At 47.8% G+C, this 13350-nt stretch carries 9 protein-coding genes and 2 pseudogenes; 6 read left to right on the forward strand and 5 right to left on the reverse strand.

What is annotated here, in order from left to right; all coding sequences use genetic code 11:
• Positions 1-83: 83 nt before the first annotated feature.
• Entirely contained in the window at positions 84-560 is a 477-nt protein-coding gene (locus HRU78_02605) for a hotdog fold thioesterase (protein QOJ22672.1), read from the forward strand.
• A gap of 275 nt (positions 561-835) precedes the next feature.
• On the opposite strand, the pseudogene HRU78_02610 reads toward HRU78_02605, so the two are convergent.
• The 3 genes and pseudogenes from HRU78_02610 to HRU78_02620 form a co-directional block, all read right to left on the reverse strand.
• Positions 836-1123 (reverse strand): annotated as a pseudogene (locus HRU78_02610) (hypothetical protein).
• A 171-nt stretch (positions 1124-1294) separates the two neighbouring features.
• Complete coding sequence (locus HRU78_02615; protein QOJ22673.1) at positions 1295-2710, reverse strand: TAXI family TRAP transporter solute-binding subunit; 1416 nt, start codon at positions 2708-2710, stop codon at positions 1295-1297.
• A 1-nt stretch (position 2711) separates the two neighbouring features.
• Positions 2712-2915 (reverse strand): hypothetical protein, encoded by a 204-nt coding sequence (locus HRU78_02620; GenBank protein QOJ22674.1) that lies wholly within the window; start codon positions 2913-2915, stop codon positions 2712-2714.
• Positions 2916-3233: 318 nt separating this feature from the next.
• On the opposite strand from HRU78_02620, the gene HRU78_02625 reads away from it, so the two are divergent.
• Positions 3234-4589 carry a DUF3422 domain-containing protein gene (locus HRU78_02625; protein QOJ22675.1) on the forward strand — a complete coding sequence of 452 codons (1356 nt, stop codon included), beginning with the start codon at positions 3234-3236 and terminating at the stop codon, positions 4587-4589.
• A gap of 163 nt (positions 4590-4752) precedes the next feature.
• Here the strand turns inward: HRU78_02625 and HRU78_02630 are convergent, their stop codons facing one another.
• Positions 4753-6132: an L-serine ammonia-lyase gene (locus tag HRU78_02630; protein ID QOJ22676.1), complete on the reverse strand. Its 1380-nt coding sequence runs from the start codon at positions 6130-6132 to the stop codon at positions 4753-4755.
• A gap of 286 nt (positions 6133-6418) precedes the next feature.
• Between HRU78_02630 and HRU78_02635 the strand changes: the two genes are divergently transcribed.
• From HRU78_02635 to HRU78_02650, 4 genes and pseudogenes are all read left to right on the forward strand, one after another.
• Entirely contained in the window at positions 6419-6643 is a 225-nt protein-coding gene (locus tag HRU78_02635) for a (2Fe-2S)-binding protein (protein ID QOJ22677.1), read from the forward strand.
• A 171-nt stretch (positions 6644-6814) separates the two neighbouring features.
• Complete coding sequence (locus tag HRU78_02640) at positions 6815-9205, forward strand: TonB-dependent siderophore receptor (GenBank protein ID QOJ22678.1); 2391 nt, start codon at positions 6815-6817, stop codon at positions 9203-9205.
• 97 nt (positions 9206-9302) lie between these two features.
• The gene (locus tag HRU78_02645) at positions 9303-11567 is read left to right on the forward strand and encodes a hypothetical protein (GenBank protein QOJ24886.1); all 2265 of its coding nucleotides are present in this window, start codon (positions 9303-9305) and stop codon (positions 11565-11567) included.
• A 76-nt stretch (positions 11568-11643) separates the two neighbouring features.
• A pseudogene (locus tag HRU78_02650) lies at positions 11644-12439 on the forward strand (IS5 family transposase).
• Between the two features lie 174 nt (positions 12440-12613).
• Here the strand turns inward: HRU78_02650 and HRU78_02655 are convergent.
• Positions 12614-13267 carry a hemolysin expression modulating protein gene (locus tag HRU78_02655; GenBank protein QOJ22679.1) on the reverse strand — a complete coding sequence of 218 codons (654 nt, stop codon included), beginning with the start codon at positions 13265-13267 and terminating at the stop codon, positions 12614-12616.
• Positions 13268-13350 lie beyond the last annotated feature (83 nt).

The following is a 13350-nucleotide window of genomic DNA, read 5'->3' on the forward strand; positions in this document are numbered from 1 at the left end:
CACTGTCGGTTGCTGAAATGCGCCGACCAGCCTCCTTGCACTATAATCCCGTACTTGCTGAAACAATACAGAGGAAACGTTTTATGAGTGCTATTTGGTTCAAAGACTATACGATCGAGTATCTGGAAGGATTGCGCAACGCCAATATGGGGGAACATATCGGTATTCAATTCACCGAGCTCGGGGCGGATTTTTTGAAAGGGCGTATGCCGGTCGATAAGCGCACCACGCAACCGTTCGGTATCCTGCATGGCGGTGCCAGTTGCGTGCTATCGGAAACACTCGGCAGCGTATCCGGCTGGATGACCATCGATCCGGAGAAATACCGTGCGGTCGGGCTGGAGTTGAATATCAATCATATCCGCGCAGTGACCCAAGGTCATGTCATCGGCATTTGCACGCCGCTGCATACCGGCCGCCGCACCCAGGTTTGGCAGACCGATATCGTCGAGGAAGCCAGCGGCAAACGCGTGGCGATTTCGCGCTTAACGCTGGCGATCATCGATCAAGGCACGCTCAGCGCGCAGAAAGAACACGTGATCGTCGACAAATCGTCATAACGCCCTGAGCGGTTGCGTTGCTTGATAAAAGCCCCTTCATGTGAAGAATGTGAAAGGGGTTTTTTAATGAAAAAATGAGTAGCAGAAACTGCTGTAAGCAGTGTTTAAGTGTTTTAAGCGTCTTTGCTCTCTTTATTTTTACCGGTGTCCGCATGAGCAGGCGTATCGGCTGCTGTTGCGGTATCAACCCGGTTTTCCACTTTTTGTTCAACGCTATCGGGAGCAGCCGTTTCGGCAGTGGCAACGCCGGCCGATTCCCGGTGATCCTCGGGATGGTCATCCTTGCCTTTGCTGTTCCACATGAAATAAGCAGCGCCCATGGTCACCACCACAACCGGTAGCGTGATGAAAACCAGCAGCGCATATTCCACCGTGATGTCCGCGCCCGCCGGCAGCGGTCTGGTAACGACCATATAGGCATGCGCGAATGCAATGCCGTAAACCGGCACCAGTGCCGCCATGTAGCGGTTAGTGACCAGCGGTCGTACCGTCAGCATGTTCAAAACATTGGAAGCGTAGTATCCGAGGAAGTACACAAAAATATAAAAGAAAATAGCGCCCATCGTTTTTCCTTATTGATCTGGTTTATCGGTTATGAAAACCGGAATGCATCAGAGACCGGTCATTTTCGGGCTTATGATACACAGATCGCCGTGAAAATTGTACAGACAGCGTAAAGGTTAAGGTGAGCGGTTTGTAACCTTGAACTGAGATCATCAGGATTAATCTGCCACTTAGAGCTTGTATGCCTTGATGTAATCCTCTATGTAACTGAATTCCTCATACGTGATTTTTCTGCGGCGCATGAGCCGCAGTGCGATACGGCGAATCTTCTGAAGATGGGCGCTGAGCAGCGTCGAATTCGATGAATCCCCGACAATTTGTACGCGACCCTGAATCAGATCGATGGTCGTCAAAAACCGCTGTACACGGTAATTCCGGAAGAACTCGATCAACATGGCGTAAGCAGCATAAATGACCGAGAAATAAGCACCAATCCCTGTCAGCATGGCCATATCCAGAAAAAATGGCGGGTTATGGGAAAAGAAGCGGCGGGCGCCATCGTGAATGGGATAAAACAAATCTTTCGAGGGGTCGTTATCGATGACACGCGCTAGATTGAGCGGTACATCCCAGAGGAGATCCTGGATGTGTTCGGTAATTTTCTTGGTTATTTCGTAAGCCTCGGATTCTCCCAGTGCAGTTGACGCCACCAGCACGGTATGGGTGCCAATGGTTTGAATTTCATTCTGAACATTCGGATATATTGCGGGCGGAATGGCCAAGGATTCAAGGTATGGGAAGAGCGTCTTTAAGCTCTCGGTTTTCGCAATCGGTAATAACTGGAACTCACTGTTCTGTTGCAAAAGGGATTTTAGGACTTCGGTATGGAGTCCCGCCAGAAATAAAGCAACATCGAATTCCCCCTTGATGAGTGCTTGTGCGGCTTGCTCGAAATCCAACGTATGGCCTTCGCGGTCAACATTCAGACCGAAATGTTCCACGACCAGTTGACCCACGAAATGGGTCGAGCTGCCATCTCCGCCAAGGTAGATTTTTGTGCCGGGCGGTATCTGTTGCAGATCGCTGAGTCCCAGTTTTGAGCGTGCGACCACATGGAGTGGAGACTTGTACAAGCTCATCAGTACACGCATTTTGGTACCGGCTCCAACATCCTTGATCTTTGCTGATATATGTTGCGCAGTCGATGAACACAGTATGGAAGCAGCTGAATTCCCGGAAAATCCATCTTCGGCGAAGCCGAGATGAGCTACACCGGCATTGATCTGCGCATTGGTATCAAGACCGCCGCAAGATGGCCGCAGCGTAAAGTCCGGAACGATATTGAGATGAAGCAATTGCTCGATAGGTTCTGGCGCGTTGAGAATCGATCGGATTCGAGGTGCGATATAAGCCGTAGTACTTCCTGCAGGTCCTGTGAGGAAAACATACTGCGTGTGAGTGCGATTGACAAGAAAGATCACGATCGTAGTGACAGGTATGAGCAGCACAAAAATCAACACAAAACTTGCAACACTCAGAAGCGGACGGTGAAAAAGTGTCATATGCCGCAGTTTGTTGATACGACGATCGAATGGTTTAACATACCGATACAACTTGGTAAATTCTTCCGGAAAATCGTCGCTCATACTATTCTCCTCCCATCAGCGTTTCAGTTTCTCCATCATCGAAATCCGATGATCCCGGAATTTTCGGATGAGCGAGAACATCGCCTATCAACATCGACAGTTCGATCATGCGGTTCGCCTGCATGACGTCGCGCGTGTCGATGGTTTTGTCCTGGATAACTTGATCCGGATGGCGGTCAAGGATTGAAGGTATCGTAGCGTGCATGTCGTCTCCGGTGGATCGGTTTGCGGGATTTTACTATAGCGGGGAATTTTTATACCGCTGCGTGAGCGATTGACCGGTTCCGGCATCGTTCTCCGCACTCTCACAAAACCTTCACATTTGCCGTGCTAGACTTTGCCCGTATCTTCCTGATGTTAGTCAATCAACGTTCTCTTGAACGTTGATTTTTTTTGACTGTACGCGCCGTTTCTGCCTCTGCCGCCTCGATTCCGCCGCTTCACGATCCCGCAAAAAGATTCATCTGCCGGACATAAAAATTCGGTATGCTACCCGCTGGTGATATCGGATCGGGTTATTGGTATGGATTCTTCTACGGCACAAACTTCTGTCACGGCTGAGCTGCGCGCGCTGGCACAGGAAAAATTACTGAGCATTCCGGATTATGCGGAGCGGCAGGATCTGCATGCGGAATTGAACGCGGTGGCGTACGAATTACTGGCGCCGCCGTTCGAGTTGTCGCATTTGGTTTTATTATCGGAACGCGATCGCGTCGACCAGGAGCGTCAATTGGTGGGTGAATTGTGCACGCGTTACGGCATTACACCGCCGAACGCGCATGAAAATGATTTCAGCGCCGATTGCGGTGAGTTCCGCCTGCGCTGGGAGCGGCATACCGAATATTCGACATACACGATATATCGCGCCAAGCCGTTTGATACGCCTTTCGAGCATCCTCCGATTGCATACGTGCCGCAGGATTGGCTGGCGCGCTTGCCGGGCGAATTGCTGGTGGCGACGCATATTGCATTGGAAGACCGTGCGCGCGCCAAGCGCAGTTTGCATGAACTGGTGACGCTGTTTGCTTCCGGCACGGTGATTGGTTCCAAGGTGGCGGGTGGCGCAGCCAGTGTGTGGAGCGATAATCAGATTCACGCCGATAATTTCGGCCGCATTCTGATTCATGACGAGAATCTGCGCAGCCGTCAGGTCGGCCGGCTGGTGCAGCGTTTGCTGGAGATCGAAACGTACCGCATGCTGGCGATGCTGCCGCTGCCGATCACGCGCAAAATCATACCGCAACTGGCGCGCGCCGATCAGCGCCTGGCGGAATTGACCGCGAACAATGTGCGGCTAACCTGCATCGAAGATGAACAACGCTTGCTCAATGAATTGACACAACTGGCGGCGGAAACCGAGCGTTTGTCCGCGCTGACCAGTCATCGCTTCAACGCTTCCAGGGCCTATTACGATATCGTGAAATTGCGCATTACCGAGTTGCGCGAAGAGCGTATCGAAGGGCTGCAGATGCTGCAGGAATTCATGATCCAGCGGCTATCGTCGGCGATGGGGACTTGCGAACTGGTGCATACCAAACTGGAGACGTTGTCGACCCGTTTGGGGCGAGCGTCGGCGTTATTGCGCACGCGCGTCGATTTGTCGATGGAAGGACAAATCCGCGACTTGCTGAAATCCATGGACAACCGCGCCCACGTGCAACTGCGCATGCAGGAAACGGTGGAAGGTTTGTCTGTGGTGGTATTGAGCTACTATCTGCTGGGCATCGTCGGTTACGGACTCAAAGCGTTGAAAGCGGCCGGGCAGGATATCAACGTCGAACTGCTGACCGGCATTGCAATTCCTTTTGTCGTGATCGCGGTCTATTTGGTCGTGCGCGGTGTGCGTTCGGTGATCAGTAAATTGCACCGAGAAAAGTGAGCGGCGCGAATTCGTTCGATCCTAAGGAAGCTCTAAAAAATACTGTGCTCGGTCATGCTTGTTGAAATCAGATTCAAAATGCTCATTTACACCTCGTAAACTGCGCTTTTTCCTCTGATTCCGCCTTACCTGACCGTTGCGCACTACATTTTTATGAGCTTCCCTAACATTCGGTAATGCTGACCGCCAATCCGCCGAGCGACGTTTCCTTGTATTTCACCGACATTTCCAATCCGGTTTGTTTCATCGCCGCGATGCAGTTATCCAGTGACATGAAATGCTGGCCATCGCCGCGGATCGCCAATGATGCCGCAGTGTAAGCCTTGATCGCGCCAAAGCCGTTGCGTTCGATGCACGGCACCTGCACCAGGCTGCCGACCGGATCGCAGGTCATGCCCAGATGATGCTCCAATGCAATTTCAGCGGCATTTTCGATTTGCGACGTGGTGCCACCCTTGATCGCGCATAAGCCCGCTGCCGCCATCGCGGAAGCTGATCCTACCTCGCCTTGGCAGCCTACCTCGGCACCGGAAATCGAACTGTTGTGCTTGATCAGACCGCCGATCGCACCTGCTACCAACAGGAAATCGCGTACTTGTTCCAATGTGGCGCCTTCGTGCTTGACCGCATAATAGATCACCGCCGGGATGACGCCCGCCGCGCCGTTGGTCGGTGCGGTGACCACCATGTGACCGGCGGCGTTTTCTTCATTGACCGCCATGGCGTAAGCGCACAGCCAGTCGTTCAAGTTGGCTTTTTGCGGATTGTTTTGTAACTGCAGAAACAAGGAGTGCGAGCGGCGTTTAATGTTAAGCCCGCCAGGTAATCGGCCCTCCGCCACCAAACCTTTCTCCAGACAGGTGCGCATTGCATCCCAGATGGCATCCAGGCCGTCGTTCAATGCTTTTTCACCGATGCGCTCGAGCTCGTTGCTGCGTTTCATGGCGGCAACCGATAACCCGCTGTCGGCGGACATTTTCATCATTTGATTGGCGCAATCGAATGGGAAGCCGCAGGAACTGGTCGCTTCCATTTTGATCGGTGCAACGATCTGGCCGATTTCCGACAATGTGGAGATGAATCCGCCGCCGATCGAGAAGTAGGTTTCCGTCAGCAATGTTTTACCGGTTTCGTCCAGTAATTGAAAAATCATACCGTTGGGATGCTCCGGCAGCGGATCTCCGCGATCGAATATGATGTCCTCGGGAGGATTGAAGTGAACGGTGATCGATTCGCTGATCTGCAGTGTTTGCTGTTGCCAAAGCCTTTGAAACAGCTCATTGACATCCAGTTTTGCCAGTCCTTGCGGGGTGTATTCGTGCATGCCCAGAGTCACCGCGCGGTCCGTGGCGTGCCCTTTACCGGTAAACGCCAGTGATCCGCGTAACGTACAGCGCACTTGCAGGAAAAACGGAATAGGATGGCTGGTGACAAAAGCCTGGATGCGGCCGCGAAAATCCTTGGCGGCAACCATGGGACCCATGGTGTGCGAACTGGATGGACCGATGCCGATTTTGAAAAGATCAAGAACACTGATAAACATTAAATTGCCTGTGAAAAAAACGAAATTGTTAGAGAGTCAGAGTGATATTTCCGTGGAATACATGCGCATTGAAACCAAGTGCGCAGCTAGTATGCTATATGTTTTGCGCTGACTCAATACATTTCTGTCGCAAAAAAGATAGGGCTGTGTGCCGGCATTTTACACACCGTGCCAATTGCCAATTATCTTGCATTTTATAAAGAGATCTGTATAATTAAGAATCATTCTCATTCCTAATGATCATTTGATCATTACTTATTTAAATATAGATCGCAAGGTATTCACGATGTATGTATGTATCTGCAAAGGAGTAACCGAGAACGCGCTGCGCGAAGCAATCTACCAGGGTGCGGGCCGGATGAGGGATTTAAAGGCCAGTTTGGGTGTGACGGAACAATGCGGCCTTTGCGCGTGCCATGCAAAAGAGGTTCTGGATCAGACATTGATGCAGAAATCTCAGTTGCAGAATTTTGTTGCTCAATCGACCTGTGTGTGCGAAACGGCAATTTGAGGCAGGCCCCCAGGATAGTTTTAGTGCATCAAAAGCTTTTCAGCTCGTTGAGATCTCGCCGGCATTTGCCGGCGTTAAATATTTTTAGTGCCTTGTTTTCACATTTAAAAAATAAAAAATAATTACTTACCCCGGATTGGCTGCAAAAATAATTTTGCACTCCCTAATGATATGATTATTCGTAGATTGGCTGGATACATCTGTTTTTATGCAATATTATTCAGTTTGTCTCTAGCGGCGGTTCTTCTACCTAAACCTGGCGCTGCACAATCAGTAAACACTTCAACGGCTGTGCGAACCTACAACATTCCCGCCGGTTATCTGCACGATGCTCTTATCCAGTTTTCGCAACAGGCCGGGATAAAGCTTGCCTTGGATTCTGCGTTGTTGCAAGGGAAAGTCACGCATGGTTTGGCGGGTGATTTTGAAACAAAAGCAGCACTTGATCAATTGCTTGCCGGCTCAGGCCTGCAAGTGACGCAGCGCGATGATGGTTTTGCCATCGGCGCGATACCCTCTGCTTCTCCTGAACCGGCCGCTACCACATTGCCGACAGTACAAGTCACAGCCAACAACACCAATCGCTATGCGGCGGTGAGTACCAGCACAGCGACCAAAACCAATACGTTATTGCGCGATGTACCGCAAGCCATTTCGGTTATAACTGATGAATTGATTAAAGATCAATCAATCCGGAGTATTGGCGATGCGGTCCGATATGTCCCCGGTGTTGGCGTCTCGCAGGGTGAAGGTAATCGTGATGCACTTATATTTCGCGGTAATCGTTCAACTGGTGATTTTTTTATGGATGGTATTAGAGACGATGCCGAATTCTACCGGGATCTTTATAACATTGATCGCATTGAAGTACTTAAAGGTGCCAATGGCATGATTTTTGGTCGCGGTGGCTCCGGTGGTGTTGTCAATCGCGTCTCGAAGCAGGCCAATTGGGATCCAGTACGGGAATTTACTTTTCAGGGCGGTTCATTTAGTCAAAGAAGAATAACGGCCGACGTCGGTTATGTGATTAACGATATGGCTGCGGTTCGTTTAAATGGCTTGTACGAGGGTTCTGACAGTTATCGTGATGGCGTAAGTATGGATCGGCTTGGTATTTCACCAACTGTAACAATCAAACCGACCCATCGTACTAAGGTTGTCGCAAACATGGAGCGTTTTCACGATGATCGTACAGCGGATCGAGGAATTCCTTCATTTATGGGGCGACCCGTTAGCGTGGATAGATCCCAGTTCTTTGGCGACCCCAAACGCAGCCACACACATATTGATGTACTGTCGTTCAATTCGATGATTGAACATAAATTTGATTCCGGTTTTACACTACAAAACCGTACGAATTATGCGACGTATGATAAGTTCTATCAAAACATATTTGCAAGCAGTCAGGTTATTCCCGGAGCGGAATTGCTGACGCTGGGCGCATATAACAATGCAACAACGCGCGAAAATGTTTTTAATCAGACAAATTTGCTGTATTCCTTAAACACTGGATCGATTTCACATACGCTGATGGCCGGTATTGAGGTTGGCCGTCAGGAAACCCATAATAGGCGGCAAAACGGTTTTTTTAATAATGATCAAGCACAAGTTAATTTATTGGTGCCATTAAATAATCCGATAACAAATGCGCCAGTCAGTTATGTGACTAGAGACACGGATGCATACAATCGAAGTGTTGTAAACGTTACATCGTTATACATTCAGGATCAGATAGAGTTGCTGCCTCAACTACAATTAATCGCGGGAGTTCGCTACGATATATTTCAGGTGGATTTTCAACAAAGAAATGCAGAAAAAGCTCACCTGAAAACCAATGACGGACTGATTGCGCCACGTTTTGGTGTTATTTATAAACCTATCGCGCCTGTTTCGTTTTATGCAAGTTATAGCCAAGCCTATGTTCCGCGTGCGGGTGATCAACTGACGGGTATAACCGTAACGACAGCCGTATTGAAGCCTGAAAAATTTACAACACTCGAGACTGGAATTAAATGGGATATTCGCCCAGATTTAGCGTTAACAGGTGCGGTATACCAACTGGATCGAACCAATGCCATCACGGCTGATCCGAATGATCCTTCGCGAACTTTCTTAGCCAAAGGTCAGCGTACCGAAGGTGTTGAAGTAAGCCTAAATGGTCGGCTGACTCCGGAATGGAATGTGATGGGTGGCTATGCTTATCAAATTGGGGAATTTACCAGCGACATACAGGGGGTAGCAAAAAAAGGCGCGTCGGTAGCGGAGCTTCCCCATCATACTTTTTCAGTCTGGAATCGTTATGATTTTACGCCTCGAATAGGGGCGGCATTCGGTGTGATTTATCGTGGTGGCATGTTTGCTGCTGCAGATAATACGGTCAAAATACCAGATTTCACACGGGTGGATGCAGCATTGTTTGCGCAGTTAATGCGTCAAGTTCGTGCTCAAATAAATATTGAAAATTTGTTTAATGTTAATTACTTCGCGTCGGTAAATAACAACAACAATATAACACCTGGATCACCCATTGCAGTCCGTGGCACTCTAGTCGTCAATTTTTAGTAGTTCGTGAAAAAAATAGATTTATTTTAATTTATTTAAGAAATGATAATCACTATCATTATCAGTTGTATTAACATTCTTTTAGAAGGAGTTTGTAATAATGTTTTTGTCTTTATTAATCAGGCTTATAGTTTCAAGAAGTAAATATTTTGCTGCGGGTTTAATATTTTTTGTATTTGGTATAAATAGTGCAAGCGTTTTTGCTGCAGATCCTGCTAATGTTACCGCCATTCAAACTGCTGTTACCGCATATAAGACGATTGGAACGCTGCGAAAAGAAGTGCCAATTAATGGAGATGCTATTGGAAGTGCTTACGCAGGTGCTTTGCAGGCGCTGGTGAAAGAGGTCGATACAGCTAATAAACTAAAACTGGATAGTGATATCCTGGCTGCAATTGACGAAATCAAAAGTGCAAATGAACCGGCATTGGCAGGTCAGGTGATCGACAAGACTCTGCAGCGCGTTTTTTATCAAATTATTTTTAATCGTATTTCAGATATAAACAATCAATTCAAGACCGCAGCTTCCGCAGATTTAATCCAAAAACTGGATGAAACAGTTGCATCTTTTCAAGCGATTACGGCAAATGTTGCGAGAGCCAATCAAGTGCTTAGTGCGGATAAACAATCTATCGTGGAAGGTAGCAATCCGGGGGCGGATATTGCGTTCAATGAATCGGTTGCGCGAATTAGAGCAGCGCTGAATAAAAGCAATCCGGCTGAAGATGCTGGTGTTGTCGCAGTGGAACGTTACGTTACTAGAATATCATCAGTAGCCAGAGCGTACTACAACGCGGTTTTACGTGAAGTGGCGGGAGCGATGGCAGCAAGAAATACGGATGAGGCACAGACTCGTAATGAGCTCAAGGAAGGGGAAGTTTTTTATCGCACTATCGAATCTTTGATTGCACGTGATAATCCCGTGGGTAATTTGTTCATTAAAGCTCGACTGACGGGCAATGGTTTCGATCTTGTTGCGGACGAGATTGTTAGCGAATTAAACAAAGGGATGCTTGGTCGATCAAGAGGTGAGATGGCTAATATCGCAAAAGCTGCGGATCGTCCAGGAAGAATGGCGGAAGCTTCAGGAACGGTGGAATTTGCTAAGATCTTCATGCCTGATCTGGAATTACGCTTGGGTGCGACCGTGCGAGGTAGCCTGGAAACGGCGCTGAATGATCTGAATAGCGCAGTAAAAGCGGATGACGCTGCTAAATCTGCATCAGCACAGGCTGCAATAACAGCGATTTTTGATAACTATGAGAGTCAACTTAACTTGACTAAATATAGTGCTACAAGCGATACAGTGTTTGTTGATAATGCTGTTGCTGGCTATCAGGCAATTAGTGGGCTACTTGCACAAAATCCCATTGATGCTAACGCCGTTGCTGCAAAATATACCGGTGAGCTGCAGCAAGTAACGCAATTTGTTGATTCAGCATATGGATTGACAAGCGATAAAGTTATTCTGGCAGCTATCGATTCCATCAGAAATGGAAATCAAGTTTCATTTTCTGCAATAAGAATTGATAGATCATTGCAACAAGTTTTCGCGCTTGGCATTTACAACCGCATTACTTTTGTACTTGATAGCTTTGATAGTTTGGCAACCAACGAATTGGCGCTAGAATGGGACAGAGCTCACTCAGCTTCGCAGGCTCTTATAGCAATGACTTCAAGTATAAATAAGGTACTGACAGGCGATAAATTAAAGATCCAAGATGGGATTAACCCAGATTTGGATGATCAAATTACGCTGGCATTTATAAATGGCAGGGAAGCTTTAAATAAAGTAAATACGGATGACCATACCAATGTTGCGATAGCACGCGAAAACATTGTAATTCCGCTCGTCCGAAGTTTCTTGAATGATGCATTGAAGGAAATCGGTGAATTGGTAACTAATAGAGATGGAGATGCTGATAAAGCGGCGGAGGAAAAACTGGAAGCCGCACTTCTCTATGGTGCAGTTGAAACATTTATTGCTCAGGATAATCCATCAGGCAATGGCGATATCAAAGCTCAATTAACGGGTGACTTGGCTAATGTGAACGCTAATAAAATCGTTATCGAAATTAGCAAGGGAGTTATCGGTCAAGTAAGAAGAAATATAAGTCAGATTGAATCGGCATTTGGTGTTGATAAGGATCAGGCTATTATCTCTGCAGAAAGAGTATCTTTGTATGCGAATATTTTCCTACCTGATCTGGAATTGCGTTTAGGTTCATTGCAACGTGCAGAGATGCAAAATGCGTTGCAGGACCTTAGTGAAGCAATTGGGGCTAATGATTCTTCCAAAGCGACAGTTGCAAGATCAACGATTACTGAGATCATTTCAGCTTATGAGAATGAGTTGTTTTAGAACACTAGTAGGTTAGTAAATTAATTGTGCCTTAGAACCTGTTCACGATCATATCGAATAATCGGATAATGGACGGATGCATAAGAAGACGTATCCGAGTGACATGAGTCGTGAGCGATTCGAACAGATCAGGCTGCTGTTGGAGCAGGCACGCAAGCGAACCAAACCACGAACGGTGGATTTATACGAGGTGTGGTGTGCAGTGCTGTACTTACTGCGCACGGGTTGCCAATGGCGTACTTTACCCAGTGATTTTCCCAAATAGCGCACAGTGCATTCATATTTCGCCAAGTGGAGCGAACTGGACGATGAAGAGGTGAGCCTGCTGGAGAGGGCCCTCAAGAAATCAGGTTGGCGCGCGGCCCGCGAGACAGGGTCGCAACGCCTGCAGCAGGTTCTTGATCGTGGATGCGCAGAGCGTGAAGAATATAGACACGGCGGAGCAGAAGGGCTATGACGCAGGTAAAAAAGTGTCAGGCATCAAATGTCACATTGCAGTCGACAACCAAGGGTTGCCGCATGCTATAACCGTGACGACGGCCGAAGTGACCGATCGTAAGGGTGCCCTGCAAGCGTTCGGATGTTGCAAAGCCAACCTGGGCTGTGTGCAAAGTGTGCTGGCTGATAGCGGTTATGTCGGTCAGCTGTTTGCCCAGGGTGTCAAGGCGGTCTTGGGCGAGCACGTGACAGTACAAATTGCTAAACGCAGCGAATTACACACTTTCAAGGTCATGCCCAAGCGATGGATTGTCGAGCGTAGTTTCGCTTGGCTGGAAAAGAACAGAAGACCATGGAAAAACTGCGAGCGAAAGCTCAACACCAGTTTGCAGTTCATCCACTTAGCCTTCCTGGTTCTCCTGCTACGAAGTTTGATATTACTAACATTGTGGTATGTCAATTGCAGGGAAGCCGATTCAATCCGGTCTTATCAAAGAGGAAGGAGTAGAAGTGTTAATTCGAAAATATTGTGGGTCATATTATTACTTCCAGCCAAGGCTGGAAGTAATCGAGAGAATCTAAGGTAGGGTAGTTTTTTTTGAGAATGCTTAGAGATTGAAAACGATCATATCTGCTGTAATTGCGCTTGGGGTAACTCCAACTCCAACAAGCTCAATAGACGCAGTAGGGCCAAAATCAACAGTAAAGCTACTAAGATTACTAACAGGATCAATAACGCCATGATCGGTAATGTTTGTTATATACGAGAGTAATTGCCCAACGTCAGTAATTCCAAGTACGGATGAATCAAAAAATAAACGGTCTTCACCCAGTGTGAAATCGGCAATTTGAAAGTGACCGACACCATAAAAACCGAACGTGTCGTGCCCGGCACCGCCATTCAATCTGTCGTAATCCCCAACTTGACCTGGTGCTGGTGCAGTACCCCCGGCTCGCAGGATATCGTCACCAGCGCCACCGAAAAGTTTCTCAGTTCCTGGCCCTCCATCCAGATCATCATTGCCGTCTCCGCCATTTAATATGCCATTGCCGGGGCCTTCTTTAAGGATATCGTTTCCCCCTCCGCCTTCCAGATCATCATTACCGGAACCGCCAATAAGTACATTATCTGAATCGTCACCAATAATTAGCAAATCATTAGAAGTGAACCCACCAGATCCAATTCCCTCAAAAGGAATACCATCGATAAATTTGATTGATCCCGAACCCAGGCTTGGGCGGGTTGTTGTAGTTACTGCCATAATGTTACCTCCTAACTGATAATTGCATTTAGCATTTATAAAATACGGGTACTGACTGAGTATGTCATCTCACTAAGATTTAC

Source organism: Gammaproteobacteria bacterium, assembly GCA_015709635.1.
Classification (GTDB): Bacteria; Pseudomonadota; Gammaproteobacteria; order Burkholderiales; family Nitrosomonadaceae; genus Nitrosomonas.

Excerpts from the sequence above, each read along its gene's own strand:
- HRU78_02605 (QOJ22672.1), top strand. The coding sequence starts at position 84 with ATGAGTGCTATTTGGTTCAAAGACTATACGATCGAGTATCTGGAAGGA.
- HRU78_02615 (QOJ22673.1), bottom strand. The coding sequence starts at position 2,710 with ATGAGCGACGATTTTCCGGAAGAATTTACCAAGTTGTATCGGTATGTT.
- HRU78_02620 (QOJ22674.1), bottom strand. The coding sequence starts at position 2,915 with ATGCACGCTACGATACCTTCAATCCTTGACCGCCATCCGGATCAAGTT.
- HRU78_02625 (QOJ22675.1), top strand. The coding sequence starts at position 3,234 with ATGGATTCTTCTACGGCACAAACTTCTGTCACGGCTGAGCTGCGCGCG.
- HRU78_02630 (QOJ22676.1), bottom strand. The coding sequence starts at position 6,132 with ATGTTTATCAGTGTTCTTGATCTTTTCAAAATCGGCATCGGTCCATCC.
- HRU78_02635 (QOJ22677.1), top strand. The coding sequence starts at position 6,419 with ATGTATGTATGTATCTGCAAAGGAGTAACCGAGAACGCGCTGCGCGAA.
- HRU78_02640 (QOJ22678.1), top strand. The coding sequence starts at position 6,815 with ATGATTATTCGTAGATTGGCTGGATACATCTGTTTTTATGCAATATTA.
- HRU78_02655 (QOJ22679.1), bottom strand. The coding sequence starts at position 13,267 with ATGGCAGTAACTACAACAACCCGCCCAAGCCTGGGTTCGGGATCAATC.